Source organism: Streptomyces sp. NBC_01520, assembly GCF_045040375.1.
Lineage (GTDB): Bacteria > Actinomycetota > Actinomycetes > Streptomycetales > Streptomycetaceae > Streptomyces.
In genome coordinates this window covers 2,761,049-2,787,358 of record NZ_CP109404.1, presented here as the reverse complement: position 1 = coordinate 2,787,358, position 26,310 = coordinate 2,761,049, and the positions used below count along the sequence as shown (strand labels likewise).

The 26,310-nt window shown below is 71.8% G+C and carries 20 protein-coding genes and 2 pseudogenes; 12 read left to right on the top strand and 10 right to left on the bottom strand.

Features of this window, described 5'->3' with window-relative positions; genetic code table 11:
- Nucleotides 1-106: 106 nt before the first annotated feature.
- Nucleotides 107-2,362: an MMPL family transporter gene (locus OG524_RS12575; protein ID WP_405810235.1), complete on the top strand. Its 2,256-nt coding sequence runs from the start codon at nucleotides 107-109 to the stop codon at nucleotides 2,360-2,362.
- A 126-nt stretch (nucleotides 2,363-2,488) separates the two neighbouring features.
- On the top strand, nucleotides 2,489-3,541 hold the full coding sequence (locus tag OG524_RS12570; protein WP_384497389.1) for a zinc-dependent alcohol dehydrogenase family protein: 1,053 nt from the start codon (nucleotides 2,489-2,491) through the stop codon (nucleotides 3,539-3,541).
- A gap of 4 nt (nucleotides 3,542-3,545) precedes the next feature.
- Here the strand turns inward: OG524_RS12570 and OG524_RS12565 are convergent, their stop codons facing one another.
- Both OG524_RS12565 and OG524_RS12560 read right to left on the bottom strand, forming a co-directional pair.
- A complete protein-coding gene (locus tag OG524_RS12565; protein ID WP_405390766.1) occupies nucleotides 3,546-3,737 on the bottom strand; it encodes a helix-turn-helix transcriptional regulator in 192 nt (63 codons plus the stop codon).
- A 179-nt stretch (nucleotides 3,738-3,916) separates the two neighbouring features.
- Entirely contained in the window at nucleotides 3,917-4,843 is a 927-nt protein-coding gene (locus tag OG524_RS12560) for a sugar phosphate isomerase/epimerase family protein (RefSeq protein WP_405390767.1), read from the bottom strand.
- A gap of 116 nt (nucleotides 4,844-4,959) precedes the next feature.
- On the opposite strand from OG524_RS12560, the gene iolC reads away from it, so the two are divergent.
- The 6 genes and pseudogenes from iolC to OG524_RS12530 form a co-directional block, all read left to right on the top strand.
- Nucleotides 4,960-6,141 carry a 5-dehydro-2-deoxygluconokinase gene (gene iolC / locus OG524_RS12555; protein ID WP_405390768.1) on the top strand — a complete coding sequence of 394 codons (1,182 nt, stop codon included), beginning with the start codon at nucleotides 4,960-4,962 and terminating at the stop codon, nucleotides 6,139-6,141.
- Complete coding sequence (locus tag OG524_RS12550) at nucleotides 6,138-7,028, top strand: deoxyribose-phosphate aldolase (protein WP_405810232.1); 891 nt, start codon at nucleotides 6,138-6,140, stop codon at nucleotides 7,026-7,028. Before iolC ends, OG524_RS12550 begins: the two co-directional genes overlap by 4 nt.
- Before the next feature lie 38 nt (nucleotides 7,029-7,066).
- Nucleotides 7,067-7,951 (top strand): 5-deoxy-glucuronate isomerase, encoded by an 885-nt coding sequence (iolB, locus tag OG524_RS12545; protein ID WP_405390770.1) that lies wholly within the window; start codon nucleotides 7,067-7,069, stop codon nucleotides 7,949-7,951.
- A 100-nt stretch (nucleotides 7,952-8,051) separates the two neighbouring features.
- Nucleotides 8,052-9,971 carry a 3D-(3,5/4)-trihydroxycyclohexane-1,2-dione acylhydrolase (decyclizing) gene (iolD, locus tag OG524_RS12540; RefSeq protein ID WP_405812452.1) on the top strand — a complete coding sequence of 640 codons (1,920 nt, stop codon included), beginning with the start codon at nucleotides 8,052-8,054 and terminating at the stop codon, nucleotides 9,969-9,971.
- A gap of 12 nt (nucleotides 9,972-9,983) precedes the next feature.
- Nucleotides 9,984-11,483, top strand: a complete 1,500-nt coding sequence (mmsA, locus tag OG524_RS12535; RefSeq protein WP_405390771.1) for a CoA-acylating methylmalonate-semialdehyde dehydrogenase — start codon at nucleotides 9,984-9,986, stop codon at nucleotides 11,481-11,483.
- A 120-nt stretch (nucleotides 11,484-11,603) separates the two neighbouring features.
- Nucleotides 11,604-12,197: pseudogene (locus tag OG524_RS12530) on the top strand (DUF4291 domain-containing protein); the annotation flags it as partial.
- Nucleotides 12,198-12,208: 11 nt separating this feature from the next.
- Here the strand turns inward: OG524_RS12530 and OG524_RS12525 are convergent.
- A complete protein-coding gene (locus tag OG524_RS12525) occupies nucleotides 12,209-12,628 on the bottom strand; it encodes a GNAT family N-acetyltransferase (protein WP_405810229.1) in 420 nt (139 codons plus the stop codon).
- A gap of 131 nt (nucleotides 12,629-12,759) precedes the next feature.
- Here OG524_RS12525 and OG524_RS12520 point away from each other — a divergent pair, with 131 nt between their 5' ends.
- From OG524_RS12520 to OG524_RS12505, 4 genes are all read left to right on the top strand, one after another.
- A complete protein-coding gene (locus OG524_RS12520; protein ID WP_405810228.1) occupies nucleotides 12,760-15,414 on the top strand; it encodes an alpha/beta fold hydrolase in 2,655 nt (884 codons plus the stop codon).
- Nucleotides 15,411-16,301, top strand: coding sequence for an ABC transporter permease (locus tag OG524_RS12515; RefSeq protein ID WP_405810226.1), 891 nt, complete (start codon nucleotides 15,411-15,413; stop codon nucleotides 16,299-16,301). Before OG524_RS12520 ends, OG524_RS12515 begins: the two co-directional genes overlap by 4 nt.
- 126 nt (nucleotides 16,302-16,427) lie before the next feature.
- A complete protein-coding gene (locus OG524_RS12510; RefSeq protein WP_405812451.1) occupies nucleotides 16,428-18,023 on the top strand; it encodes a von Willebrand factor type A domain-containing protein in 1,596 nt (531 codons plus the stop codon).
- 254 nt (nucleotides 18,024-18,277) lie between these two features.
- Nucleotides 18,278-18,721: a DUF1772 domain-containing protein gene (locus tag OG524_RS12505; RefSeq protein WP_405390775.1), complete on the top strand. Its 444-nt coding sequence runs from the start codon at nucleotides 18,278-18,280 to the stop codon at nucleotides 18,719-18,721.
- Nucleotides 18,722-18,806: 85 nt separating this feature from the next.
- Here the strand turns inward: OG524_RS12505 and OG524_RS12500 are convergent, their stop codons facing one another.
- The 7 genes and pseudogenes from OG524_RS12500 to OG524_RS12470 all read right to left on the bottom strand — a co-directional run bounded on the left by OG524_RS12500 (nucleotide 18,807) and on the right by OG524_RS12470 (nucleotide 26,259).
- Entirely contained in the window at nucleotides 18,807-19,121 is a 315-nt protein-coding gene (locus OG524_RS12500; RefSeq protein ID WP_405390776.1) for an L-rhamnose mutarotase, read from the bottom strand.
- A gap of 20 nt (nucleotides 19,122-19,141) precedes the next feature.
- Nucleotides 19,142-20,227, bottom strand: coding sequence for a rhamnose ABC transporter substrate-binding protein (rhaS, locus tag OG524_RS12495; protein ID WP_405393222.1), 1,086 nt, complete (start codon nucleotides 20,225-20,227; stop codon nucleotides 19,142-19,144).
- 53 nt (nucleotides 20,228-20,280) lie between these two features.
- Entirely contained in the window at nucleotides 20,281-21,324 is a 1,044-nt protein-coding gene (locus OG524_RS12490; RefSeq protein WP_405810223.1) for an ABC transporter permease, read from the bottom strand.
- Nucleotides 21,308-22,360 carry an ABC transporter permease gene (locus tag OG524_RS12485; protein ID WP_405390778.1) on the bottom strand — a complete coding sequence of 351 codons (1,053 nt, stop codon included), beginning with the start codon at nucleotides 22,358-22,360 and terminating at the stop codon, nucleotides 21,308-21,310. The genes OG524_RS12490 and OG524_RS12485 overlap by 17 nt, the downstream gene beginning before the upstream one ends.
- Nucleotides 22,357-23,880 (bottom strand): sugar ABC transporter ATP-binding protein, encoded by a 1,524-nt coding sequence (locus OG524_RS12480; RefSeq protein ID WP_405390779.1) that lies wholly within the window; start codon nucleotides 23,878-23,880, stop codon nucleotides 22,357-22,359. Before OG524_RS12480 ends, OG524_RS12485 begins: the two co-directional genes overlap by 4 nt.
- A gap of 436 nt (nucleotides 23,881-24,316) precedes the next feature.
- Nucleotides 24,317-24,880: pseudogene (locus tag OG524_RS12475) on the bottom strand (GNAT family N-acetyltransferase).
- A 101-nt stretch (nucleotides 24,881-24,981) separates the two neighbouring features.
- Nucleotides 24,982-26,259: a phosphoribosyltransferase family protein gene (locus tag OG524_RS12470; protein ID WP_405390781.1), complete on the bottom strand. Its 1,278-nt coding sequence runs from the start codon at nucleotides 26,257-26,259 to the stop codon at nucleotides 24,982-24,984.
- Nucleotides 26,260-26,310: the final 51 nt, after the last annotated feature.

Sequence of the window (26,310 nt, the reverse complement as noted above, 5' to 3'; positions counted from 1 at the left end):
ATTCTGAAGAAACGCGAGCGAGGTCTCGTGTTTGCCAGTGTAAGTGGCAACGACTGACCCGTGCTGCCTTGTGCTGCCCGGGTCTGGGTGAAGGGGACACCGCACCATGTCCGAAGTCAACAGCCCGGAGCGTGTCGGGGGCTGGACCCGCCTCGTCACCGCGCGACCACGGCTCTCCCTGCTGACAGCCCTGGTGATCACGGCGCTCGCGGTGTTCGCGGGGAGCGGGGTGGCGGACCGGATGGGCAGCGGCGGATGGGAGGCCCCCGACGCCGAGTCGATGTACACGACCCAGGTGCTGGAGCGTGAATTCCCCGCTTCCCAGCCCAATCTGCTGTTGCTGATCGACAGCGGCAGCGCCTCCGTCGACGACCCCGCCGTGGCCGCGGAGGCCGCCCGACTCACGGAGCGCCTGGCCGGTGAGAAGGGGATCACGGGCGTCGGTTCGTACTGGCAGACGACGTCCCCGGCCCTGCGTTCCGAGGACGGGCACCAGGCGATCGTCGCCGCCCGGATCGAGGGGGACGAGAAGGCCGCCGGGGAGATCCTCGACCGGATAGCCCCCGCCTACCGGGGCGCGTCCGGCCCGGTGGAGGTCTCCGTCGGCGGGCCCGTCGCCGTGCGGCACGAGATGCAGACCATCATCCAGGAGGACCTGCTCAGGGCGGAGCTCATCGCCCTGCCGGTGACGCTGGTGCTGCTGGTCATGGTCTTCGGGAGCGCGATCGCCGCGCTGCTGCCCCTCGGTGTCGGCATCGTCGCGATACTGGGGGCCAACGCGGTGCTGCGTGGCATCACCGAGTTCACCGATGTCTCGGTGTTCGCCCAGAACCTCACCACCGCCCTCGGCCTCGGGCTCGCCATCGACTACGCGCTGTTCATCGTGCGCCGGTTCCGCGAGGAGCTCGCAGCCGGTGCGGACACCCGGGCGGCGATCGGCACCACCCTGCGCACGGCGGGACGCACGGTGCTCTTCTCCGCGCTGACGGTGGCGGTGTCGTTGGCGGCGCTGATGGTCTTCCCGCAGTACTTCCTGCGCTCGTTCGCCTACGCGGGCATCGCCGTGGTGCTCCTGGCGGCAGCGGCCGCCCTGACCCTGCTGCCGGCCGCGCTGATGCTGCTCGGACCGCGGGTCAACTCCCTGGACCTGCGCAAACTGCTGCGCCGCCGCAAGGGCGGGACGTCCCCCGCGGCGGAGCCTGCCGAGGGCGCGGGCAGGGGATGGTCCAGGTTCGCGGTACTGGTGATGCGCAGGGCGCCGCTCTTCGCCGGCGTCACGACGGTCGGGCTCGTCCTGCTGGGGCTGCCCTTCCTCGGGGTGAAGTTCGGTACGGCGGACGACCGGCAGCTGCCCGCGAGCGCGGAGTCCCGCGTCGTCCAGGAGCACATACGGGACGCCTTTCCCGGCAGCCCGGGCGGCGGCCTGGAAGTGCTCGCCGAAGGGGCGGCGACGCCCGCCCAGTACGCCGACTTCCGCTCCAGGATCGCCGCGCTCCCCGGAGTGCAGCGGGTCGACGGCCCGGTCACCGGTGACGGGTCCGCGTACTTCAACGTGCTGCCCGAGGGGGAGTCCGTCGGGCAGGAGGCCCAGCAGCTGGTCAGGGAGCTCCGGGTCGAGACCGCCCCGTTCGACACGTCGGTGACCGGCGCGGCCGCCGTCCTGGTCGACTCCAAGGACGCCATAGCCGACCGGCTGCCGTGGGCGTTGGGGATCATCGTCGTCGTGACCCTGCTGCTGGTCTTCCTGCTGACCGGCAGTGTGCTCATCCCCCTCCAGGCCGTCGTGCTCAACGCCCTCAGCCTGACCGCGATGTTCGGAGCGGTCGTCTGGGTCTTCCAGGACGGACACCTGTCCGGGCTGCTCGCCTTCACCAGCACCGGTGACATAGAGACGACCCTGCCCGTGCTGATGTTCTGCGTCGCCTTCGGCCTCTCCATGGACTACGGCGTCTTTCTGCTCTCCCGGATCAAGGAGGAGTACGACCGCACGGGCGACCACGAGCACTCGGTGACGTTCGGGCTGCGGCACACCGGCGGCCTGATCACCGCCGCCGCCGTGATCCTGGCGGTGGTCATGGTGGCCATCGGCACCTCACGGGTCACCAACACCAAGATGCTCGGGCTCGGGATCGCGCTCGCCGTGCTCATGGACGCCATGGTGGTGCGCAGCCTGCTGGTTCCGGCCGTGATGAAGCTGACGGGCCGGTTCACCTGGTGGGCGCCGGCACCGCTGCGCGCCTTCCATCAGCGGTTCGGGCTGAGTGAGGGGGAGCCGGCCCGGACGCCCTCCGAGGACCCTTCCGCCGAGGAGATATCCGGGCCCGAGGGCCAGGAGCGGGACAAGATCATGGCCGGGGCGTAGATTCGCCGGATCCGGCAGCCGATCCACGGCGGCCGATCCGACGGCAGCTGATCCACGGCAGTCGGTTCACGACGGCGGATCCACGGCAGTCGATGCACGGGAGCCGATCCACGGGAGGCGGGGCCGATGCGGGCAGTGGTGTTCGAGGAGTTCGGGCGGGAGGCCCATGTCCAGGACCTCCCGGATCCCGCACCCTCCGCAGGGGGAGTCGTGGTCCGGGTCGGGGCGACCGGGCTGTGCCGGAGCGACTGGCACGGGTGGATGGGCCACGACCCGGACATCGTTCTCCCGCACGTCCCCGGCCACGAACTGGCGGGAGTGGTCGAGGCGGTGGGCTCCGGAGTGCACAACTGGCGCCCGGGAGACCGGGTCACCGTGCCCTTCGTCTGCGCCTGCGGCCGGTGCGCCGCCTGCGCCGCGGGTGCCCAGCAGGTCTGCGAGCGGCAGACCCAGCCCGGCTTCACCCACTGGGGATCGTTCGCCGAGTACGTGGCACTGGAGGAGGCCGACGTCAATCTCGTCGCCGTCCCCGACGGGCTGTCCTTCGGTACGGCGGCCGGGCTCGGATGCCGGTTCGCCACGGCGTTCCGGGCCGTGGTCGGCCAGGGGCGCGTCGCACCGGGGGAGTGGGTCGCCGTACACGGCTGCGGTGGGGTCGGGCTGTCGGCCGTGATGATCGCGGTCGCGTGCGGAGCCCGGGTCGTCGCGGTCGACGTCTCACCGCACGCCCTGGAGCTGGCCCGGGCGTTCGGTGCCGCAGAGTGCGTGGACGCCTCCGCGCACCCCGCCGGCGCGGACGCGGCCGTACGCGAACTGACCGGTGGCGGTGCGCACCTGTCGCTCGACGCGCTGGGCTCCCCGGTCACCTGTGCCGCGTCCGTGCGGAGCCTGCGCAGGCAGGGCCGCCACATCCAGGTAGGGCTGCTGCCTTCGGCGGCCGGTGACCCCGTCGTGCCCATGGCGCGGGTGATCGGCCTGGAGCTGGAGATTCTCGGCAGCCACGGCATGGCCGCGCACGACTACCCGCCGATGATGGACATGGTGCGGGCCGGCACCCTGCGGCCCGATCTGCTGGTGACCTCCACCATCGCCCTGGACGCCGCCCCGGCGGCACTTGCCGCCATGGGCGGGGCACCTGGGGCGGGCGTGACGATCATCGAACCGGCGAAGCGGACCTGATCGTTCAGCGGCCCCGGTTGCTGGGACGGGACGCGATCCAGGCGAGGACGGTGTCCACGTACCAGTAGGGCTTCCCGTGCTGGACATCGTCAGGAGGGGGAAGGAGCCCGTGCTTGCGATACGAGCGGACGGTGCCCGGCTGGACCCGGATGTGCGAGGCAATGTCCTTGTACGACCAGAGCCTTCTGTCCGTCATGAATGACACCTCTCTCTGCCCCCGTACTCTGCGCGCCGCGTTCTCTGCCCCGTTGAACGACGGGGTCGCGGGCCGGGCAGGGGGCGTCGCGAGGCTGTGACACAAGTCCTACGGGACGCGTACATATGTGACGGAGAGGTGACTGCTGTGACGGGTGGGGCCGTGGAGCAGGGAGGGGATCAGGCGGAGGGCCGGGCCGGGCCGCAGGTGCGGAGGAACTCGCGGGTGCGGCGGGCGATGGGCAGCGGCTTGTCGGGCGGGCAGGGATACATGTCCTGCTCGACGATGGCGAACAGGTCCCGGCCCAGGGCGCGCGCGGCGTCCAGCACGGGCTCCAGCGCGGGGACCCCGCCGGGCGGCTCGCACATCACCCCGCGCGCCACCGCCGGGCCGAACGGCACCTCGTTCGCCACCACATCCGCGAGGATCCCGGGGTCGACCTGCTTGAGGTGCAGATAGCCGATGCGCTCGGCGTAGGTCTCGATGAGCTTCACACTGTCCCCGCCGCAGTACGCGTAATGGCCGGTGTCGAGGCAGAGCGAGACCAGGTCCGGATCGGTGGCGTCGAGGAAACGGTTGACGTTCTCCTCGGTGTCGATGTGCGTATCGGCGTGCGGGTGCACCACGATCCGCAGCCCGTGGCGGTCCCGCACCTCGCGGCCCAGTCGCTCCGTCTGGGTGGTGAGGTCGCGCCACTGCGCCGCCGTGAGCGTGCGGTCCTCCAGCACCTCGCCGGTCTTGTCGTCCCGCCAGAACGACGGGATGACCACCAGGTGTTCCGCGCCCATCGCCCGGGTGAGTGCCGCGATGCCGGCGACATGCGCCCAGGTCCGGTCCCAGACGTCCGGCCCGTGGTGCAATCCCGTGAAGACGGTGCCCGCGGAGACGGTGAGGCCGCGGCGGGTGGTTTCGTCCGCGAGCCGGGCGGAGTCCGTCGGCAGATAGCCGTACGGGCCGAGCTCGATCCATTCGTAGCCCGCCTCGCAGACCTCGTCGAGGAATCGGTCCCAGGGCACCTGCAGTGGATCGTCGGGGAACCAGACCCCCCACGAGTCGGGGGCCGAGCCGATGCGGATGCGGGCCGGAGAGGGTACGGAGGAGGTCATATCGCCCACCCTCCAGTCCTCGGAGAAGGGTGTCAAGAGTTCGTCCGAATGTCCGGACAAAGTGTTGACAGGGTTCCGGAGGAGGGCTAGACCTGGGGGCAGCCGAAGGGATACGTATGCCTGAGCCGTACGACGTGATCACCATGGGGCGGATCGGGGTGGACATCTACCCGCTGCAGACCGGCGTACCGCTGGCCCGGGTCGAGACCTTCGGGAAGTTCCTCGGCGGCTCGCCGTCCAACGTGGCGGTGGCCGCCGCCCGGCTCGGACGCCGGACCGCGGTGATCACTCGGACCGGCCGGGACGCCTTCGGCGACTATCTCCACCAGGAGCTCGGCACGTTCGGGGTGGACGACCGGTGGGTGACGGCTGTCCAGGAGTACCCGACCCCGGTCACCTTCTGCGAGATCTTCCCGCCGGACGACTTCCCCCTCTACTTCTACCGGCAGCCCAAGGCGCCCGACCTGGAGATCCGTGCCGAGGAGCTCGACCTGGACGCGGTGCGGGCGGCCCGGGTCTTCTGGATGACCGGCACCGGGCTCTGCGCGGAACCCAGCCGCGGCGCGACCCTCACCGCACTCCGCGCCCGAAGTGCGGCACGCGGGGCAGGTAAGGGGGAGGCGGAGGGCCCGCGCGCCACGGTCTTCGACCTCGACTGGCGCCCCATGTTCTGGGACACAGGGGATGGGGGCGGAGGGGACAGGAACAGGGAGGACGCGGACCGTGGGACCGGAGGGCAGTCGCCCGCGGATCGGTACCGCGAGGCACTCGCCCATGCCACGGTCGCCGTCGGCAATCTGGACGAGTGCGAGATCGCCACCGGCGAACGCGAACCGTACGCCGCCGCCCGCGCGCTGCTCGCCTCCGGGGTCGAGCTCGCCGTCGTCAAACAGGGCCCCGCGGGTGTCCTCGCCGTCCACCGCGACGGCACCACCACGGAGATCCCGCCCCTTCCCGTGGAGGTCGTCAACGGACTGGGCGCCGGAGACGCTTTCGGCGGCGCCCTCTGCCACGGGCTGCTCGCCGGCTGGGACACCACACGCATCATGCGGTACGCCAACGCCGCCGGGGCCGTCGTCGCCTCCCGCCTCGCCTGCTCGTCCGCGATGCCGTTCCCGTACGAGGTCGAACAAGCCCTCGCCGACGGTGCGGTCAAGGCGACGGCGGCCCCCGTACCGCCGGCAGCCCCAGGAACCCCCGGACCGGCAGCAAGCCCTGGAACCCCCGCACCGGCCTCCGGGCCTCCCGGAGCCGCCGCCCCGGACGGAACCCCCGGACTCCCCGGAGCCACCCCATGACCTCGCCCGCCGCAGCCTCCGTCGCCGATCTCGTCCGTCTCCGGGCGCACCGCCCCGAGGCCATTGCCGAGGCCGCCGCGGTCCGCCGCAGACGTCCCCTCGTCGGCCCCACCGGCCGCCTGATGATCATCGCCGCGGACCATCCGGCCCGCGGCTCCCTGGCCGTCGGAGACGACGGGTTCGCCATGGCCGACCGCTTCGGCCTCCTGGAGCGGCTCTGTATCGCCCTCTCCCGCCCCGGCGTCGACGGAGTCCTCGCCGGCGCCGACGTCCTGGAGGACCTCCTGCTCCTCGGTGCCCTGGAGGACAAGGTCGTCATCGGCTCCATGAACCGCGGCGGACTCGCGGGAGCCGCCTACGAACTCGACGACCGCTTCACCGGCCACCGCCCGATCGACCTGTCCCAGCAGGGCTTCGACGCGGGAAAGCTGTTGCTGAGGATCGACTACGACGACCCCGGTTCCCTGGACACCCTCCACACCGCCGCCCGCACCGTCAACGCGATGGCCGCCCACCGGCTGCCCGTCTTCATCGAGCCGTTCCTCTGCCACCGCACCGAAGGCAGGCTCCGCACCGACCTGCGGGCCGCGGCCGTCACCACCTCCATCGCCGTGGCCTCGGGCCTGGGCGGCACCTCCGCCTACACCTGGCTCAAGGTCCCCGTCACCGAGGACCCCGACGACATGGCCCAGGTCATGCGGACCTCGACCCTCCCCGCCGTCCTGCTCGGGGGCGAGGTCAAAGGGGACCTGGACGGCGCGTACGAGAAGTGGCGCCGGGCCCTGAGCCTGCCGACCGTCCGGGGACTGGTCGTCGGGCGGTCCCTGCTCTACCCGCGGGACGGGGACGTGGCGGCGGCGGTCGACACGGCCGTCGGACTGTTGTGAGTACCTGCGGGCGGGAGAGAAAGGGTAGGGATGCGGACATGACGAAGCGCGACGAGCAGCAGCGGTACCACCTCCGGTCCGACCGTGCCGCGAGCGGCCCCTACAGCCTCGACATCGACCCGGAGCGAGCCGGATGGGACCGGTCGAGCCTGCGTGTACTGGAGCTCGAGCCCGGTGGTGTTCATACCTTGGTAACCGGAGAGAGTGAATGGATCGTCCTCCCGTTGGCCGGTGCCTGTACGGTGCAGTCAGCAGGTGAGATCTTTGAACTACTGGGCCGGGAAAGCGTGTTCGGCGCAGTGACGGATTTCGCCTATCTGCCACGCGACGCCCGCGCACAGATCGCCTCCGGCGCAGGAGGCCGCTTCGCCCTGGCAGGAGCGAAGTGCGAGCGACCACTCCCCGCTCGCTACGGCCCCGCGCCGGAGGTACCGGTCGAGCTCCGCGGCGCGGGCAACTGCTCCCGGCAGGTGAACAACTTCGCGGCCGCCGACACGTTCCCGTGCGACCGCCTCATCGCCGTCGAGGTCCTCACACCGGGCGGCAACTGGTCCTCGTACCCGCCGCACAAGCACGACGAGCACCTGCCAGGCGTCGAGTCCGAGCTGGAGGAGATCTACTACTTCGAGGTCGAGGGCGACGGTCTCGGCTACCACCGCGTCTCACCGTCCCGCGAGGGCGGTACGGACGTCCTCGCCGAAGTCGCCACCGGGGACGCCGTCCTCGTCCCCGACGGCTGGCACGGTCCGTCCATCGCCCCGCCCGGCCGCACCCTGTACTACCTCAACGTGATGGCGGGCCCGGGGGAGAAGCGCGAGTGGCTGATCCGCGACCACCCCGGCCACCGCTGGATCCGCGACACCTGGCCGGCCCAGCCCGTCGACCCCCGCCTCCCGCTCCACGGCCCGCGGACCGGCCCGTGAGCACGCAACGGCCAGTGACCACGCCCCGCACCCCCGGCCCGGAGGGAAGCCGTTGACCACCCCGCACACCACCCCCGGACAGCCGACCCCCGGGCCCCCGATTTCCGGACACCCAGCCCCCGGGCCCCCAGCCTCCGAACGCCCCACCCGCAGGCTCACCACCGCCCAGGCCCTGATCGCCTTCCTGGCCCGTCAGTACACCGAACGCGACGGCCGCCGCCAGCGCCTGATCGACGCCACCTGGGGCATCTTCGGCCACGGCAACGTCGCGGGCATCGGCCAGGCACTCGTCGAGTCGGGCTCCGCGATGCCCTACCTCCAGGGCCGCAGCGAACAGGCCATGGTGCACGCCGCCGTCGGATACGCCCGCCAGTCCGGCCGGCTCTCCGCGCAGGCCGTCACCACCTCCATCGGTCCCGGCGCCACCAACCTCGTCACCGGTGCCGCCCTCGCCACCGTCAACCACCTCCCGGTGCTGCTCCTGCCCGGAGACACCTTCGCGGCCCGGCCCGCAGACCCCGTGCTCCAGCAGCTCGAAGTGCCGTACGCCGGAGACGTGTCGGTCAACGACTGCCTGCGCCCCGTCTCCCGGTACTTCGACCGGATCACCCGCCCCGAGGCGCTGATCCCGGCCGCCCTGCAGGCCATGCGGACCCTCGCCGACCCGGAGACGACCGGTGCCGTCACGCTCGCGCTGCCGCAGGACGTGCAGGCCGAGGCGTACGACTGGCCTGCGGAGTTCTTCGCCGCGCGCGTCTGGCACGTACGCAGGCCCGCCCCCGACCCGTACGAACTCGAACAGGCGGTCCGGGCGGTCCGCACCGCACGCCGCCCCCTGATCGTCGCGGGCGGCGGCGTCCACCACAGTGCAGCCGAGGAGACCCTCGCCGCCTTCGCCGCCGCCACCCGGATCCCCGTCGCCTCCACCCAGGCCGGCAAGGGCTCGCTGCGCCACGACCACCCCGCCGACGTGGGCGGCATCGGCCACACCGGCACCGCGACCGCCGACGACCTGGCCCGCGAGGCGGACCTGGTGATCGGGATCGGCACCCGCTACACGGACTTCACGACCGCGTCCGGCACCCTCTTCGCCGACCCGGCGGTCCGCTTCCTCAACCTCAACATCGCCGGCTTCGACGCCCACAAGCTCGCCGCCCTCCCGCTCGTCGCGGACGCCCGCACCTCCCTCGAAGCGCTCGCCGCCGCCCTCGCCGCACGCGGGTACCACGTCGACGCCGCCTACGAGACCGCGTACACCGACGCCAAGGACCGCTGGGAGCGGCGCGTCGACGCGGCCTTCGCCGCCCCCGACCCGGACGCCCGCCCCACCCAGGCCCAGGTCCTCGGGCTGCTCGACGCCCTCGTCACCGAGGACGACATCCTGATCAACGCGGCGGGCTCGCTCCCCGGGGACCTGCACAAACTGTGGCGGGCCCGCTCTCCGCGCCAGTACCACGTCGAATACGGCTACTCCTGCATGGGATACGAGATCCCGGCCGCCCTCGGAGTCCAGCTCGCCGCACCCGGCCGGCCCGTCTGGGCCCTCGTCGGCGACGGCACCTACCTGATGAACCCCACCGAGATCGTCACCGCCGTGCAGGAGGGCCTGCCCATCAAGCTCGTCATCCTGCAGAACCACGGGTACGCGTCCATCGGCGGCCTCTCCGAGTCGGTCGGCGCCGAACGCTTCGGCACGGCCTACCGGCACCGGGCCGCCGACGGGAGCTTCACCGGCCCGCCGCTCCCCGTAGACCTCGCGGCCAACGCGGCCTCGCTCGGCATGCGGGTGCTGCGCGCGGAGTCCGTACGGGAGCTGCGCGGGGCGCTCGCCGAGGCGCGCGGTGCGGACCGTCCCACTTGTGTCTACGTCGAGACCCGAACGCCAGACACTGTGTCGGGGCCCCCTCCGGCACAGGCGTGGTGGGATGTTCCTGTGGCCGAGACCGCGACCCGCCCGTCGGCGGTCGAGGCCCGCGAGGAGTACGACCGGCAGACCGCCGCCCGACGCCACCGTCTCTGAAGGAGTCCCGGAATGAAGACCGTCAACCACTGGATCGGTGGCAAGACCGTCGAGGGCACATCGGGCAACTACGGCCCGGTCACCGACCCGGCGACCGGCGCCGTGACCACCCAGGTCGCGCTCGCCTCGGCCGAGGAGGTCGACGCCGCGGTCGCCGCCGCGAAGAACGCGTACGAGACGTGGGGCACGTCCTCGCTCTCCGCGCGCACCGCCGTCCTCTTCCGCTACCGCGCCCTGCTGGACGCCCACCGCGACGAGATCGCCGCGCTGATCACCGCCGAACACGGCAAGGTGCACTCCGACGCGCTCGGCGAGGTCGCCCGGGGCCTGGAGATCGTCGAGCTGGCCTGCGGCATCACGACCCAGCTCAAGGGCGAGCTGTCGACCCAGGTGTCCAGCAGGGTCGACGTCTCCTCGATCCGCCAGTCGATCGGCGTCGTCGCGGGCATCACCCCGTTCAACTTCCCGGCCATGGTGCCGATGTGGATGTTCCCGCTGGCCATCGCCTGCGGCAACACGTTCGTCCTGAAGCCCAGCGAGAAGGACCCGTCGGCCGCCAACCTGCTGGCCGAGCTGGCCGCCGAGGCGGGTCTGCCCGACGGCGTCCTCAACGTCCTGCACGGTGACAAGGTCGCCGTCGACGGTCTGCTGGCCCATCCCGACGTCGCCGCCGTCTCCTTCGTGGGCTCGACCCCGATCGCCCGTCACATCCACGCCACGGCCTCCGCGAACGGCAAGCGCGTCCAGGCCCTGGGCGGCGCGAAGAACCACATGCTGGTCCTTCCGGACGCCGACCTGGACGCCGCGGCCGACGCCGCAGTCTCCGCCGCGTACGGCTCCGCCGGTGAGCGGTGCATGGCGATCTCCGCCGTCGTCGCCGTCAGTTCCGTCGCCGACGACCTGGTCGCCCGCATCAAGGACCGCGCCGAGAAGATCAAGATCGGACCGGGCACCGACCCCACGTCCGAGATGGGCCCGCTCATCACGGCCGCCCACCGCGACAAGGTCGCCTCCTACGTCACCGGCGCCGCCGCCCAGGGTGCCGACGTCGTCCTCGACGGCACCGGCCACACGGTCGAGGGCTTCGAGGAGGGCCACTGGATCGGCCTGTCCCTCCTCGACCACGTCTCCACGGACTCCGACGCCTACCGGGACGAGATCTTCGGCCCGGTCCTGTGCGTGCTGCGCGTGGACACGTACGAAGAGGGCGTCGCGCTCATGAACGCATCGCCGTTCGGCAACGGCACCGCGATCTTCACCCGGGACGGCGGCGCCGCCCGCCGCTTCCAGCTGGAGATCGAGGCCGGCATGGTCGGCGTCAACGTCCCGATCCCGGTGCCGGTGGGCTACCACTCCTTCGGTGGCTGGAAGGACTCCCTCTTCGGCGACCACCACATCTACGGCAACGACGGCGTGCACTTCTACACCCGCGGCAAGGTCGTCACCACCCGCTGGCCCGACCCGGCCGACGCCCCCACCGGCGTGGACCTCGGCTTCCCCCGCAACCACTGACCCGCGCCCACCGCACCCACCGATCCGCCGCCCCCGGGCCCCAGGACGGGGCCCGGGGCCCGGCGGCGGCGTGCGGAAAGCCGGTGGCAGACGGCACGGGCCGTGGACCATCCTGGGCGGATGACCGCACCGCACCACGAGATCCGCGCCCTGCACACCGCCACCACGGTCACCGTCTACCAGGCCTATCGGCCGGCCATCGGTCTCCCGGCGGCCCGGGACGGGCGTTTCCCCGCCGTGTGGAAGCGCGACCGCATGACCTGGATCAAGCCCAGCTTCCTGTGGATGATGTATCGCTGCGGCTGGGCGACGAAGGAGGGCCAGGAGACCGTCCTGGCCGTCGAGATCACCCGCGAAGGCTTCGACCACGCCCTCGCGAACGCCGAACTCTCCCACTACGTCAGGGGCGTTCACCCCGACCGCGCCACCTGGCAGCGGAACCTGCGCCGCGCCCCCGCCCGCATCCAGTGGGACCCCGAACGCGACCTCCACCTCAACCCGCTCCCGTACCGCTCCCTCCAGCTGGGCCTGTCCGGCGAGACGTCGCGCCGGTACGCCGACGAGTGGACGGTCTCCATCCGTGACGTCACACCGCTGGCCCGCGAGGTCCACGCGCTGGTGCGGGCCGGGCAGGACGACGCCGCTGCCGCACTGCTGCCGAAGGAACAGCCGTACACCGAGCGCCCGGACAGCAGGGCTCCCCGGCCCGCCGCGCCCGCCGCGGCTCAGGACGGGCCGCCGAACTCCCAGGTCCGCATCGCGAACACGCCGTCGTCCCCCGCCCCGGCCGCGCGACAGGTGGCCAGCGCCGCCTCGTTGTCGCGCTCCACGCCCACCCACATCCCGTAACAGCCACGCCTCCGCGCCTCGGCGGCCAGGGCGTCGGTCAGCGCCCGGCCGATGCCGCGCCGGCGGTACGGCGCGTCGACCGCGAGTTCGTACAGACACCTCTCCGTGCCCTTGTCCGGGTGCAGCATCTCGATGCCGGAGACGAATCCCGCCGGGGCCCCGTCCACATGGGCGATCAGCATCAGATGACCGCCCGCGGCCAGGAAGAGGGAAGCCCACTTCGGGGTCGGCGGACTGTCGTAGAGGTGCCCGGCCGCGAGGAGTTCGGCAGTGGTGGTGGCGGTGCGGATGTCCATGTACGGGTCCTTCGTGACGGTGGTGTACCGCGTACGGAGTACGGGGCGTGCCGGCTGTACCTCTCAGGGAGGCGACTGAGGTCACCCTTGCGGCTTCCCGGGGTAGGGCGCACTCCGTCTAGGGTCGAGTCATGGAGAAACCGACTTCCCGGTGGCGGCACCGGCTGCTGCCCCGTACCCGCGGCCGCTGGGTCGCGGTCGTCGCCGCGCTGGCCGTGCTGGCGGCCGCCGGCACCTGGACCGCCGTGGCGGACGACAGCGCGCCGTCCGTGCGCCGCGAGGACCGGATCATGCGGATGAACGGGGTGTCCGTCGACACCTCGTACTTCACGGCCGGCGGTTCGCAGCGCAGGCCGGCCGTGCTCATCGGGCACGGCTTCGGCGGCAGCAAGAACGACGTGCGCGCCCAGGCCGAGAAGCTCGCCGCCGACGGGTACGCCGTCATGACCTGGTCCGCCCGCGGGTTCGGGAAGTCGAGCGGGGAGATCACCCTCAACGCCCCCGACGCAGAGGTCGAGGACGTCTCCGGGCTCATCGACTGGCTGGCCGGCCGGCCCGAGGTGGAGCTCGACGCGAAGGGCGATCCACGGGTCGGCGTCACCGGCGCCTCCTACGGTGGCGCGGTGTCGCTGCTCGCCGCCGGGTACGACGAACGCGTCGACGCGATCGCCCCGGTCATCAGCTACTGGAACCTGGCCGACGCGCTGTTCCCGGACGGGGTGTTCAAGAAACTCTGGGCCGGGATCTTCGTCTCCTCCGGCGGCGGATGCGCGAAGTTCGAGAAGCAGCTGTGCGAGATGTACGAGCGGGTCGCGGTCAGCGGGAAGCCGGACACGGCCGCGCGTGAGCTGCTGACGGAACGGTCCCCCGTCGCCGTGGCCGACCGCATCGACGTACCCGCGCTCATCGTGCAGGGCCAGAGCGACTCCCTCTTTCCGCTCGGCCAGGCCGACGCCATGGCCAAGGCCATCAGCGGCAACGGCGCGCCCGTGTCCGTCGACTGGATCGCCGGCGGACACGACGGCGGGGACACCGAGGCCGACCGGGTCGAGGGCCGGATCGGCGCCTGGTTCGACCGCTACCTCAAGGACGACAAGGGCGCCGACACGGGACCCGCCTTCCGCGTGACCCGGACCGGAGGAATCGACTCCACCGACGGCGCCGCCCTCAAGCGCGGCGCGACCGGCGACTCGTACCCGGGACTGACCGGCGGGAGCGAGGAGGTCCGGCTGATCAACCGCACCCAGACCTTCGACAACCCCGCCGGAGCCAGCCCTCCCTCCATCTCGGCCGTCCCCGGCATCGGCGGCGGGCTCTCCCAGCTGTCCTCCCTCGGCGTCGGCGTCTCCCTCGACTTCCCCGGGCAGTACGCGCGCTACGACTCCGAACCGCTGGACACGTCCCTGCGCGTCACCGGCTCACCCACCGTCCGCGTGAACGTGCGGGCGAGTCAGGGCGACGCGGTGCTGTTCGGCAAGGTCTACGACGTCTCCCCGGACGGGAAGCAGCAGGTCCTGCCCTCCCAGCTCGTCACCCCGTACCGGATCGCACCGGCCCAGCAGGGCAAGCCCGTCGAGCTGGCCCTGCCCGCGATCGACCACGAGGTGGACTCCGGCCACCGCCTCCGCCTCGTGCTGTCCACGACCGACCTCGGCTACGCGTCCCCCGCCGAACCCGCGACGTACACCGTCTCCCTCGACGGGCCGCTGAACGTGCCCACAGCACCCGCCGTGAAGACCGCGGCCGCCACCCTGCCGTGGTGGGTCTGGGGGCTGCCCGCCGCCGCGGTCGTCATCGCCGCGCTGCTCCTGCTCACCGCACGCCGGCGCACCACGACCCCCGCACCCGACCCGGCACTCGCCGGCGTACCGCTGCAGATCACGGACCTGTCCAAGAAGTACGCCAGGTCCGCCGACCGGTACGCCGTCCGGGACCTCGGCTTCCGGGTCGAAACGGGCCAGGTCCTCGGCCTCCTCGGGCCGAACGGCGCCGGTAAGACCACCACCCTGCGCATGCTGATGGGGCTCATCACCCCCGACGCCGGAGAGATCCGGGTCTTCGGGCACGCGATCCGGCCCGGGGCGCCCGTCCTGTCGCGCGTCGGATCCTTCGTGGAGGGCGCCGGCTTCCTGCCGCACCTGTCCGGCCGCGCCAACCTGGAGCTGTACTGGCAGGCCACCGGACGGCCCACCGGGGACTCGCACATCGACGAGGCCCTGGAGATCGCCGGGCTCGGCGACGCCCTGGCCCGCGCCGTACGGACCTACTCGCAGGGCATGCGGCAGCGGCTCGCCATCGCCCAGGCCATGCTCGGCATGCCGGACCTGCTCATCCTCGACGAACCGACCAACGGCCTGGACCCGCCCCAGATCCGCGAGATGCGGGACGTGATGATCCGGTACGCGGCCGGGGGCCGCACCGTCATCGTCTCCAGCCACCTCCTGTCCGAGGTGGAACAGTCCTGCACCCACCTCGTCGTCATGGACCGTGGCCGGCTCGTCCAGGCGGGCCCGGTCGCCGAGATCACCGGCTCGGGCGACATGCTGCTCGTCACCACCGCGGCCGAGGTCTTTGAACCCCTCGCGGACAAGGTGGCGGCCCTGCCCGGCATCGGCTCCGCCGTCCGCGTGGACGACGGCCACGGGCTGCTGGTCCGCCTCGACGGCGCCACCCCGGCCCAGCTGGTCGCCGACCTGGTCCGTCTCGACGTGCCGGTGACGGGTGTCGGTCCGCATCGCCGCCTGGAGGACGCGTTCCTCACCCTCATCTCCGGAGGATCCGCATGAGCTCCGCCACCGAAGTCCGGGGCCCCGCCGAAGCCCCCGGCTACCACGCCCGCCGCACCCTGCCCCTGCGCGTCGAGGCGATGCGGCAGCTGCGCAGACGCCGCACCCTGCTCATGGGCGGGGTGCTGGCCGCCCTGCCCTTCATCCTCATCATCGCCTTCGCCATCGGCGGCACCCCCGGCGGTGAAGGGGGCGGCGGCGGTGGGGGCGGCTCGCGGATCAACCTCATGGACGTCGCCACGGAGTCCGCGGCGAACTTCGCCGCGACCTGCCTGTTCGTCTCCGCCGGCTTCCTGCTGGTGGTCCCGGTCGCCCTGTTCTGCGGGGACACCGTCGCCTCCGAGGCGAGCTGGTCCTCACTGCGCTACCTGCTGGCGGCGCCCGTACCCCGCTCCCGGCTCCTGTGGAGCAAGCTCGTCGTGGCGCTCGGCTTCAGCCTGGCCGCGATGGTGCTGCTGCCGGTGGTCGCGCTGGCCGCGGGAGCCGCCGCGTACGGCTGGGGGCCGCTCCAGCTGCCCACCGGCGGCGCGCTCTCCACCGCCGACACGGTGCCGCGCCTCGCGCTCGTCGTCGGGTTCATCTTCGTCTCCCAACTCGTCACCGCGGGGCTGGCGTTCTGGCTGTCGACCAAGACCGACGCACCGCTGGGCGCGGTCGGCGGCGCGGTCGGGCTGACCATCGTCGGCAACGTCCTGGACGCCGTCACGGCCCTCGGCACCTGGCGCGAGTTCCTGCCCGCGCACTGGCAGTTCGCCTGGGCGGACGCCCTCCAGCCCGAGCTCGAATGGGGCGGGATGGTGAAGGGCGCGGCCGTCTCGGTGACGTATGCCCTGATCCTGTTCGCGTTCGCCTTCCGGGGGTTCAGCCGTAAGGACATCGTGTCCTGACCCTGATGTTCCGTCCCGTTCCAGGGCGCTGTTGCCGCATCGAGACAGATCCGCAACACGTTCGTCCGATCCTGACAGGCACCCCGTACGTCACATTCACAGATGCCGACGACGTGGGGGGTACGGATGGAACGCCGGACAAGGACTCATCGGGGTGCGCTGGTTCTGCTGTTGGCGGGCGGGATGCTGCTGACCGGCTGCGGTGGTGGCGGCACGACCAGCGAGACCTCCGCGGACAAGGCCACCGGCAGCGGCGGACCACGCGGCGGGCAGCCCGTGCCCGCCGCGCCTTCCGCCGCACCGGAGCAGCAGGAGGACGGCGCACAGCGGAAGGAGGACGGCGACGCCCGTGAGGTCGCGCCGCCGGACTACCTGTCGACCTTCGCCCTGGACGTGGACACCGCCAGCTACGGCTACGCCCGACGGATGCTCGGCGAAGGGCGGCTGCCCGCGCCGGACACCGTGCGGCCCGAGGAGTTCGTCAACAGCTTCCGGCAGGGCTACCAGCGGCCGAAGGACAACGGATTCTCGGTGACCGTCGACGGCACGAAGGCCGCGGCGGGGGCGGGCGACTGGTCGCTCGTACGGGTCGGTCTGGCCACCGGGACCGCCGACGACTCCGGTGAACGCCCGCCCGCCGCGCTGACGTTCGTCGTCGACATCTCCGGGTCGATGGCCGAGCCCGGCCGGCTCGACCTCGCGAAGAAGTCGCTGGGCATCCTCACCGACGAACTGCGCGACGACGATTCCGTCTCCCTCGTCACCTTCAGCGGGGAGGCGGAGACCCGGCTCAAGATGACCCGGCTCGGCGGCAACCGCACCGAGATCCGGGACGCCGTCGACGAGCTGGAACCCGCGGACTCCACCAATGTGGCGGCCGGTGTGGAGCGCGGCTACGAGGAGGCGGTCAAGGGCCACCGCAAGGGCGCCAACAACCGGGTCGTCCTGCTCTCCGACGCGCTCGCCAACACCGGTGAGACCGACGCCGACGCGATCCTGGAACGGATCGGCGACGCACGCAAGGAGTACGGCATCACACTGTTCGGCGTCGGCGTCGGCAGCGACTACGGCGACGCGCTGATGGAACGCCTCACCAACAAGGGCGACGGCAACACCACGTACATCGGCGACGAGACCCAGGCCAGGAAGGTCTTCGTCGACCAGTTGCCCGCCCATGTCCAGCTCCGGGCCCGCGACGCGAAGGCCCAGGTGGCCTTCGACCGTAAGACCGTCCAGCAGTTCAGGCTCATCGGCTACGAGAACCGCAAGGTCGCCGACGAGGACTTCCGCGACGACAGCGTCGACGGCGGCGAGGTCGGCCCCGGCCACACCGTCACCGCGCTCTACGCCGTACGCCTCCGCGACGGCGCGTCCGGGCACGTGGCGACGGCCACGGTGCGCTGGCTGGACCCGAAGACCCGCGAGGCGCACGAGGAGACCGGGTCCGTGGAGACCGGGGCTGTCGACGGAAAGCTCTGGGACGGCGAGAACTCCAGGCTCCAGGTGACCGCGGTGGCCGCCTACTTCGCGGACATCCTGCGCGGCGGTGACCTTCCGGGCACCCCCGCTCTCGGCGAACTCGCCCGCCAGGCACGGAAGCTGGCCGCCTCCACCGAGGACAGCTCGGTGGAGAAGCTGGCGACGGCGATCGAGCAGGCCGACCGGATCAAGGGCGGCGGGGACGAGCCGCAGGGCGGCGGGGGAGAGGGCGAGGTCGGCTGACCACGGCGCGGGGCCCGCACGGCGCGGGGCCCGCACGGCGCGCGGCGCGGGGCCCGCACGGCGCGCGGCGCGGGGCCCGCACGGCGCGCGGCCCGGGTCCAGGCCCGGTCGGCCGGAAGCGTTCCGGGGGCCCGGCCCGCACCCCTCTGGGCCCGCACGGAGCGCACCCGGCGGCCCCGGCGTGACGGAAGCGTTGCACGAGGGCGTGCCTGCGGGCCTGTGCGTGCTGGGTGGCGCCGGGCCATCATGAGCCCATGTCCTATGCGCTCCTCCTGGCCGCCGTGCTCATCACCGGCCTCTACGCCGGCTTCATGCTGACGTTCATGATCGCGATCATGCCCGGCCTGGCCGGCCTGCCGGACGACCAGTTCGCCTCCGCGATGCGCCGCTTCAACGAGAAGGTTCCAGGCCCGGCCTTCCTCGTCCTCTTCGCCGGGGTGGTCCTCCTCCCCGCCGCCGTACTCGTCGCGGGGACGTCCGAGTGGCCGGCGGTCCTCGGCGCGCTCCTCTGCACCGTCGTCGGCCACCTGATCACGATCGCCGGGAACATCCCGCTGAACAAGGCGCTCGCCGGGTCGGAGGGCGGCGACGACAGCGCGGCCCGCACCGCGTTCGAGTCCCGCTGGAACGGCCTCCACCAGGCCCGGACCGCGTTCTCGCTCGTCGCCTTCACCCTGCTGATCGTCGCCGCCCTGTAACCGGCCGTCCCCCGTTCCGGGGGTGCCCGGACACGCCGGGGGCCGGGCTCCCCGGAACGGGGGACCCGGCCCTCGGCCGTGCCGTCTACGCGAGGTGGAACACCTCGGTCAGCGGGACCATCGCCTCGTCCGGCGCCTCCGGCTGTTCGAAGAACTCCGCCATCTCCCGCTGCCACCGGTCGTTGACGTCCGTCGCGGCCATCGCCTCGCGGGCCGCGTCGAAGTCCTCCGTCTCCAGATAGCCGACGAGCAGACCGTCCTCACGCAGGAAGAGCGAGTAGTTGCGCCACCCGGCCCCGGACAGGGCCGACAGCATCTCCGGCCACACCGAGGCGTGCCGCTCGCGGTACTCGTCCTTGCGGTCCTCGCGGACCTTCAGCAGAAAGCAGACACGCTGCATGGTGAAGCCTGCTCCCGCACTCAGAAGTTGAACTGGTCGATGTTCTTGGAGTCGAAGACGGTCGGCTCGCCGAGGATGACCTCGCCGTCCTTGCCGATCGTGTACTCACCCAGCTTGCCCGCCTTGAACTTCTCACCCTCGGCCCCGGTGATCTGCCCCGACGCCAGCGCGGCGGCAGCGTACGAACCGAGGTAGCCGAGCTCCTCCGGGTTCCACAGCGAGAACTGCTCGACGGTGCCGTCCTTGACGTACTTGCGCATCTGGTTCGGCGTACCGAGCCCGTTGAGGACGACCTTGCCCTTGTACGAGGAGTCGCTCAGGTAGCGGGCCGCGGCGGCGATGCCGACCGTCGTGGGCGAGATGATGCCCTTGAGGTCGGGGTAGGCCTGCATGAGGCCCTGCGTCTGCTGGAACGACTTCTGGTCCGCGTCGTCGCCGTACGCGACCTTGACGAGCTCCATGCCCTTGTACTTGGGGAGCTTGAGCTCCTCCTTCATGAACTCGATCCAGGTGTTCTGGTTGGTCGCGTTCTGCGTGGCCGAGAGGATCGCGACCTTGCCCTTGTAGTTCAGCTGCTCGCCGAGGTGCTGGACCAGGCTGCGGCCGATCTGCTCGGAGCTGGCCTGGTTGATGAAGAGCTGACGGCAGTCCTTCGCCGTGTCGGAGTCGTACGCGACGACCTTGATGTCCTTCTTCATGGCCTGCTTGAGCGGGCCGCACACCGCGTTGGGGTCGTTCGCCGCGACGAGGATGGCGTCCTGGCGCTGCTGGATCAGGGTGTTGATGTAACTGACCTGCGAGGAGGCGCTGGCGTCGGACGGGCCGACCTCCTTGCCCGTGCCGCCGTACTCCTTCGCCGCGGCGATGCCCGCCTCGTCGACGATCTTCTCGTACGGGTTGTTGATCTGCTTGGGCAGGAAGGCGATCTTCAGGCCCTTCTTCAACGGGGCGTCCGGATCGGCCTTCGCGGAGCCGGCGACCTTGGCGGAGCCGGTGTCCTTGCTGTCCTTCGTGGTGCCGGAACAGGCGGTCAGGGCGAGGGCGAGGGAGACGGCGGTGGCGGCGGTCGCGACGGCGCGGCGCCCAGCGGCATTGCGGAGCATCATGGCGGCGTTGTGCCTTTCGGAGAGGTACGGCGGAAGGGGCGTGGGGAAGGGCGTCATGACGACTGGGTCGCGGGGGTGTTCGCGGCCCGCCTGTGGCGTCGTTCGACGACGGTGGAGATGATCCGTGGGGTGAGGACGGACGCCACGAGGAGCAGGCCGGTCACGATGACCTGGACCTCGTTGGCGATGTCGTTGAGGGTGAGCAGGTTCTTCAGGACACCGATCAGCAGGACACCGGCGACCGCGCCGAAGAGCGTGCCCTTCCCGCCGTCGAAGTCGATGCCGCCGAGCAGGACCGACGCGATGACGAGCATCTCGAAGCCGAGTCCGTTGTCCGCACGGGCACTTCCGTACCGGAGGGTGAAGACGACACCCGCGAAGGCGGAGAACAGGCCCGTCACGACGAAGAGCAGCAGCTTGATCCGCTTGACCCGGATGCCGGCGAAGTACGCGGCCTCCTCCTGGGCGCCGATCGCGAAGAGCGAGCGGCCCAGCCCGGTGGCGTGCAGCACCACCGCGGTGACGGCAGCGAGGGCGACGAACAGCAGGACCGGGTACGTGAGGAACGTGCCCGGCACGGTCGTGGTGTCGACGGCCCAGTCCGCGTACGTCTGCGGGAAGTCCGTCACCGCGTCGCTGCCGAGCGCCACCGAGGCCAGACCCCGGTAGAGCGCCAGGGTGCCGATGGTGACGGCCAGGGACGGCAGGCCGACCTTGGTGACCAACCAGCCGTTGAGGAGACCTCCGGCGACACCGACCAGGAGGACCACCGGCACGATCGTCTCGAAGGCCCAGCCCGCCTCCCACAGCGCACCGGTCAGCGCACTGCCCAGGCCCAGCATGGAGGCGACCGACAGGTCGACCTGCCCGGCGACGACCAGGAGGGTCATCGGGAGGGCGATGATGGCGACTTCGGCGATGTCGTTGAAGGCGAACGCGAGGTTCTCGCTCGAACCGAAGCCCTCCGTGCTGCCGAGGCCGACGACGAGGACCGCCACCAGGAGGACACCGACCGCGGTGTCCCACCGCAGCGCCAGGCCGCGTACGAGAGAGGCCCGCGACGCGGGAGCCGTCTTTGTGTCAGGCGCCGTGGTCATGACGGGCGCTCCTCTTCCTCAGTGCGGCGGTCATCCGCAGGTTCACGATCCGGTCGACGCTGATGGCCAGCAGGAGGAGCGCACCGGTGATGGCGCCCTGCCAGAAGGAGTCCACCTTCAGGACGACCAGGACGCTGCCGATGGTGGTGAGCAGCAGGGCGCCGAGTGCGGCACCCCACACAGTGCCGGTGCCGCCGGTGATGGCGACACCGCCGACGACGACGGCGCTGACGACGGTCAGCTCCCAGCCGTGCGCGTTGTCCGCGACGACGGTGCCGAAGCGGGCCAGCCACAGCGCCCCGGCGAAGCCGGCGACGGCCCCGGAGAAGGCGTACGCGGCGAGTACCCGGCGGCGGATCGGGATACCGGCGAGCCGGGCGGCCTCGGGGCTCGATCCGATCGCGTACAGCTCACGGCCCGAGCGGTAGCTGCGCAGGAAGTAAGCGGTCGCCGCGAGCAGGACGACGGCGATGAGCGGCAGGTACGGGACGCCGAACAGGCTGCCGCTGCCGAGACCCAGTACCGCGTCCGGCACGTCGGAGGCGCTGATCTGCTCGCCCTGCGCCCACCAGTAGTCGATGCCCTGGATGATGTAGAGCATCCCCAGGGTCACGACGAGCGCCGGGACCTTGCCGAAGCTGACGAGGGCGCCCGACACCAGTCCGCAGACCACGCCGATGGCGATGCCGAGCAGCATCACGGTCAGCACCCCGTGGTCGGTCCCCGCGACGAACTTGCCGCAGGCGAACGCGGAGAGGCCGACGACCGAGCCGACCGACAGGTCGATGTTGCGGGTGATGACCACTGCGGACTGGCCGACCGCGAGCAGCACCAGGATCGACGCGTTGAGCAGCAGGTCCTTGACGCCCTGGTCGGACAGGAAGAGCGGGTTGGCCAGGTAGGTGCCGAGGATCAGCAGCACCAGCGCGCCGGCGATGGATATCTCGCGGGCCCGGAAGACCGTGTCCACGAGTGAGGAGGAGCTCCGCTCCGGCGCCTTCGTGGTGTCCGGCGGACTCTCGATGGTGGTGGTCATGCCGCTGCCCTCTCGTTGCGTCCGGTGGCCGCCGCCATGACCGATTCCTCGGTGGCGCTCTCGCGCGGGATCTCGGCGACGAGCCGGCCCTCGTGCATCACGAGCACCCGGTCGGCCATGCCGATGACCTCCGGCAGGTCGGAGGAGATCATCAGTACGGCAAGACCGTCCGCCGCGAGCGAGGACAGCAGCCGGTGGACCTCGGCCTTGGTGCCGACGTCGATGCCGCGGGTCGGCTCGTCCACGATCAGCACCTCGGGGCCGGTCGCCAGCCACTTGGCGAGCACGACCTTCTGCTGGTTGCCGCCGGACAGCACACCCACGGTGTCGGCCAGCCGGTTGTACTTGAGCTGGAGGCGTACGGCCCAGTCGGCGGCCCGGTCGTGCTCCAGGGCCCGGCTGACGAGCCCGTGCTTGCGGACCTCGTCCAGGCCGGTGAGGCCGATGTTGCGCTCGATCGACATATCCATGACGAGCCCGCGCTGGCGCCGGTCCTCGGGTACGAGGGCGAGCCCGGCTGACATCGCGGCCGTCGGCGAACCGGGCCGCAGCACCGTGCCGGCCACCTTGACCTCGCCCGCGTCGGCACGGTCCACACCGAAGACCGCCTGGGCGACCTCGGTGCGTCCCGCGCCGACGAGCCCGGCGAGCGCCACGATCTCGCCGCGGCGGACATCGAAGGACACGTCGTGGAAGACCCCCTCCCGGGTCAACCGGTGTACGGAGAGGGCGACTTCGCCGACCTCGGCGTCCTGCTTCGGGTAGAGGTCGTCGAGGTCGCGGCCGACCATCCTGCGTACCAGGTCGTCCTCGGTGAGCCCTTCCAGCGGCTCGGAGGAGATCCACCGCCCGTCGCGCAGGGTCGTGACGCGCTGGCACAGCTCGAAGATCTCGTCGAGGCGGTGCGAGATGAACAGCACGGCCGCACCCTCGGCGCGCAGGGCCTGGACGACGGAGAAGAGCCGGGCCGTCTCGCTGCCGGTCAGGGCGGCGGTCGGCTCGTCCATGATCAGGACGCGGGCGTCGAAGGAGAGCGCCTTGGCGATCTCGACGATCTGCTGGTCGGCGATCGACAGCCCGCGGGCGGGCCGGTCGGGGGACAGGTCGACGCCGAGCCGGCGCATCAGCCCGGCGGTGGTCGCGTACACGGCCTTGCGGTCGATACGCCCCAGCGCGCGCCGGGGCTGACGGCCCATGAAGATGTTCTCGGCGATCGACAGGTCGGGGAAGAGCGTCGGCTCCTGGTAGATGACCGCGATACCGGCGTCACGGGCGTCGGCCGGACCGTGGAAGACGACGGACTCGCCGTCGAGCAGCACCTCGCCGCTGTCCGGACGGTGCACCCCGGCCAGGGCCTTGATCAGCGTGGACTTGCCTGCGCCGTTCTCTCCGGCGAGTGCGTGGGCCTCGCCGGGAAACAACTGCAAGGACACGTCCTGCAGGGCCCGTACGGCACCGAAGGACTTGCTCACGCCCTTCAGGGCCAGGACCGGGGCCGGGTCCGGGGCGGACTGGTTCATGGGAGCTCCTCAGCGGTGGACCGTGTCGCTCCACTCGCCGTGAAAGGTTTCAATGAGGTTGCTCGGAAGCTAAACGGGGATTGCGGGCTCAGTCAATGGGTTGATGGCGAGAAGTTCACACAAGGAGGGTGATGTGTGACCTGAATGGGGGGAATGGGTGGGCACTCTTGACAGTGTTCGGGGCGGCCCACTATCTTCCCCGCGCTTGAATCGATTCACATAACGGTCGCGCATCGCTACTCTTACGAGTGCGCACCAGGAGTTCCGAGTTCGCCCCACCCGGGACGGAGGCGGCCGGATGGCATCGTTGTCGGGCGCATCGTTCCAGTGCCCGGGAAGCGGTGGTGTCCGTACGCGGCCGTACGCGGCGCCGGTCCGTACGCGGCGCCGGTCTGTACGCGGCCGTACGCGGCCGGTCCGTGCGGGCCCGTACGCGTCAGAGGGTGCTGCGGGCTCCGGCCGGGTGCCCGGGGCCGAGGAGGACGGTGAGGCCCGCCCGGCCCGGGACGGGCGCGGGGACCCGGTGCCAGCCGGCCCGCCGGTAGAAGCGCAGTGCGTCCTCGGCGTGGACCGAGGTGAGCAGTCAGCACCGGCCGTCAGGGGCCGTTTCGGTGACCGCAGCCAGCAATCGCGCACCCAGCCCGCCGCCGCGTGCCGCGGGGCCGACGGCCAGTTCGTCCACCTCCACGGCCCCGCACAGCCATGCCGCGACCCGGTCGGGCCCGAGGGCGGTGGCCACGTGCCCGTAGCTGCGGTCGGCCGGGAAGACATCGGGCGTGGTCCAGGCGGTGGCGAAGCCGGTCACGGTGCCCGCGTCGTCGAGGGCCGGTGCGGCGGTGAACCCCGGCCGCGCCGCGTCGGCGGCGAGCCGGCCGGCGTACAGGCCGGCCGTCGCGGGGTCCTCGTTCCACGGGGGCGCGGAGAACACGTCCGTATACACGCGCTGAATCCCGTCGGCGTACGGCCGGACGCCGACGCCGTCCACGGTCCTGACCCGCATTCCCCGTCCCCCTGCCGCCGGTGGGTGCCCGCGGGACAGGATAGGGCGAGGGTGGCTCCAGGGCCGGGCGGAAGGCCGACGGCAGGGCTTCGGGGGAGGTCCTACGGGGTGGCCGGCAGCAGATGCCCGGTGAACCACTCCCGGGCCAGCTCCGCGACCCGTTCCAGGGCACCCGGCTCCTCGAACAGGTGCGTGGCGCCCGGGATGATGTCGAGCCGGTTCTCGCAGGAGAGTGCCGCCTGTGCCTGCCGGTTGAGGTCGATCACCGTCGTGTCGTCGCCGCCCACGATGAGGAGCGTCGGAGCCCGCACCCCGGACAGGTCCGCCCCGGCCAGATCGGGGCGCCCGCCGCGGGAGACCACCGCTCCGATGTCCGAATCGGGTGCGGCGGCGGCCCGCAGCGCCGCCGCGGCACCGGTGCTCGCGCCGAAGAAGCCGACCGGGAGGGCCGCACGGTGCCGCAGCCAGGTGGTGGCGCCCGCCAGCCTTCCGGCGAGCAGCCCGATGTCGAAGACATTGGCCCGGTAGACCTCCTCACCGGGCGTGAGCAGGTCGAGGAGCAGGGTGCCGAGACCCGCACCGTTCAGGGCCGTCGCCACGGAGCGGTTGCGGGGACTGTGGCGGCTGCTGCCGGAACCGTGGGCGAACACCACGACCGCCCCGGCGTTCCCGGGGAGTACGAGGTCGCCGGCGAGCCCGACACCGCCCGTGTCCACCTCGACCTCCTCGGTCGCGGGTGCTCCGCCCCCGGGCGCCCGCGCCAGGAGGGCGACGACCTCCTCGTCGGAGGTCTGCGAGAAGTCGCGGTACCACTCGCCCACGGCCGAGAAGAGGCTCGGCGTGGAGAGGCACACGACCTCGTCCACGTCCGCGCGCAGCCGTTCGACGACATCCGGCGACGCCACCGGCACCGCGAGGACGACATGGGCGGCACCCAGGGCCCGCACGACCCGGCACGCGGCCCTGGCGGTCGCCCCGGTGGCGATCCCGTCGTCGACCACGACCACCGCCCGGCCGGTGAGGGGCAGACGCGGCCGGCCCTCCCGGTACGTCCGGGCCCGCCGCAGGAGCTCCGCCTCCTCGGCGCGCTCGACGGACACGAGATCCTTCTCCCGGACCCCGGCGTGGCGCACGATCTCGTCGCTGATGACCCGCACCCCGCCCTCGCCGATCGCGCCGAAGCCCAGCTCCGGGTGGTACGGGACGCCCAGCTTGCGGACCACGATCACATCGAGCGGCGCGCCCAGTGCCCGCGCCACCTCGAAGGCCACCGGGACTCCGCCACGGGGAAGCCCCAGGACGACGGGATCGCGCGCCCGCAGATGCCCGAGCGCCCCGGCGAGCCGTCGCCCGGCGTCCGTACGGTCGATGAACTGCACAGTGGTTCGCCTCCAAGGAGGGGAGACCGGAACGAACACACACCCCCACCT

Coding starts and splice junctions, on each gene's coding strand:
- OG524_RS12575 (WP_405810235.1), top strand. CDS start 107: ATGTCCGAAGTCAACAGCCCGGAGCGTGTCGGGGGCTGGACCCGCCTC.
- OG524_RS12570 (WP_384497389.1), top strand. CDS start 2,489: ATGCGGGCAGTGGTGTTCGAGGAGTTCGGGCGGGAGGCCCATGTCCAG.
- OG524_RS12565 (WP_405390766.1), bottom strand. CDS start 3,737: ATGACGGACAGAAGGCTCTGGTCGTACAAGGACATTGCCTCGCACATC.
- OG524_RS12560 (WP_405390767.1), bottom strand. CDS start 4,843: ATGACCTCCTCCGTACCCTCTCCGGCCCGCATCCGCATCGGCTCGGCC.
- iolC (WP_405390768.1), top strand. CDS start 4,960: ATGCCTGAGCCGTACGACGTGATCACCATGGGGCGGATCGGGGTGGAC.
- OG524_RS12550 (WP_405810232.1), top strand. CDS start 6,138: ATGACCTCGCCCGCCGCAGCCTCCGTCGCCGATCTCGTCCGTCTCCGG.
- iolB (WP_405390770.1), top strand. CDS start 7,067: ATGACGAAGCGCGACGAGCAGCAGCGGTACCACCTCCGGTCCGACCGT.
- mmsA (WP_405390771.1), top strand. CDS start 9,984: ATGAAGACCGTCAACCACTGGATCGGTGGCAAGACCGTCGAGGGCACA.
- OG524_RS12525 (WP_405810229.1), bottom strand. CDS start 12,628: ATGGACATCCGCACCGCCACCACCACTGCCGAACTCCTCGCGGCCGGG.
- OG524_RS12520 (WP_405810228.1), top strand. CDS start 12,760: ATGGAGAAACCGACTTCCCGGTGGCGGCACCGGCTGCTGCCCCGTACC.
- OG524_RS12515 (WP_405810226.1), top strand. CDS start 15,411: ATGAGCTCCGCCACCGAAGTCCGGGGCCCCGCCGAAGCCCCCGGCTAC.
- OG524_RS12510 (WP_405812451.1), top strand. CDS start 16,428: ATGGAACGCCGGACAAGGACTCATCGGGGTGCGCTGGTTCTGCTGTTG.
- OG524_RS12505 (WP_405390775.1), top strand. CDS start 18,278: ATGTCCTATGCGCTCCTCCTGGCCGCCGTGCTCATCACCGGCCTCTAC.
- OG524_RS12500 (WP_405390776.1), bottom strand. CDS start 19,121: ATGCAGCGTGTCTGCTTTCTGCTGAAGGTCCGCGAGGACCGCAAGGAC.
- rhaS (WP_405393222.1), bottom strand. CDS start 20,227: ATGATGCTCCGCAATGCCGCTGGGCGCCGCGCCGTCGCGACCGCCGCC.
- OG524_RS12490 (WP_405810223.1), bottom strand. CDS start 21,324: ATGACCACGGCGCCTGACACAAAGACGGCTCCCGCGTCGCGGGCCTCT.
- OG524_RS12485 (WP_405390778.1), bottom strand. CDS start 22,360: ATGACCACCACCATCGAGAGTCCGCCGGACACCACGAAGGCGCCGGAG.
- OG524_RS12480 (WP_405390779.1), bottom strand. CDS start 23,880: ATGAACCAGTCCGCCCCGGACCCGGCCCCGGTCCTGGCCCTGAAGGGC.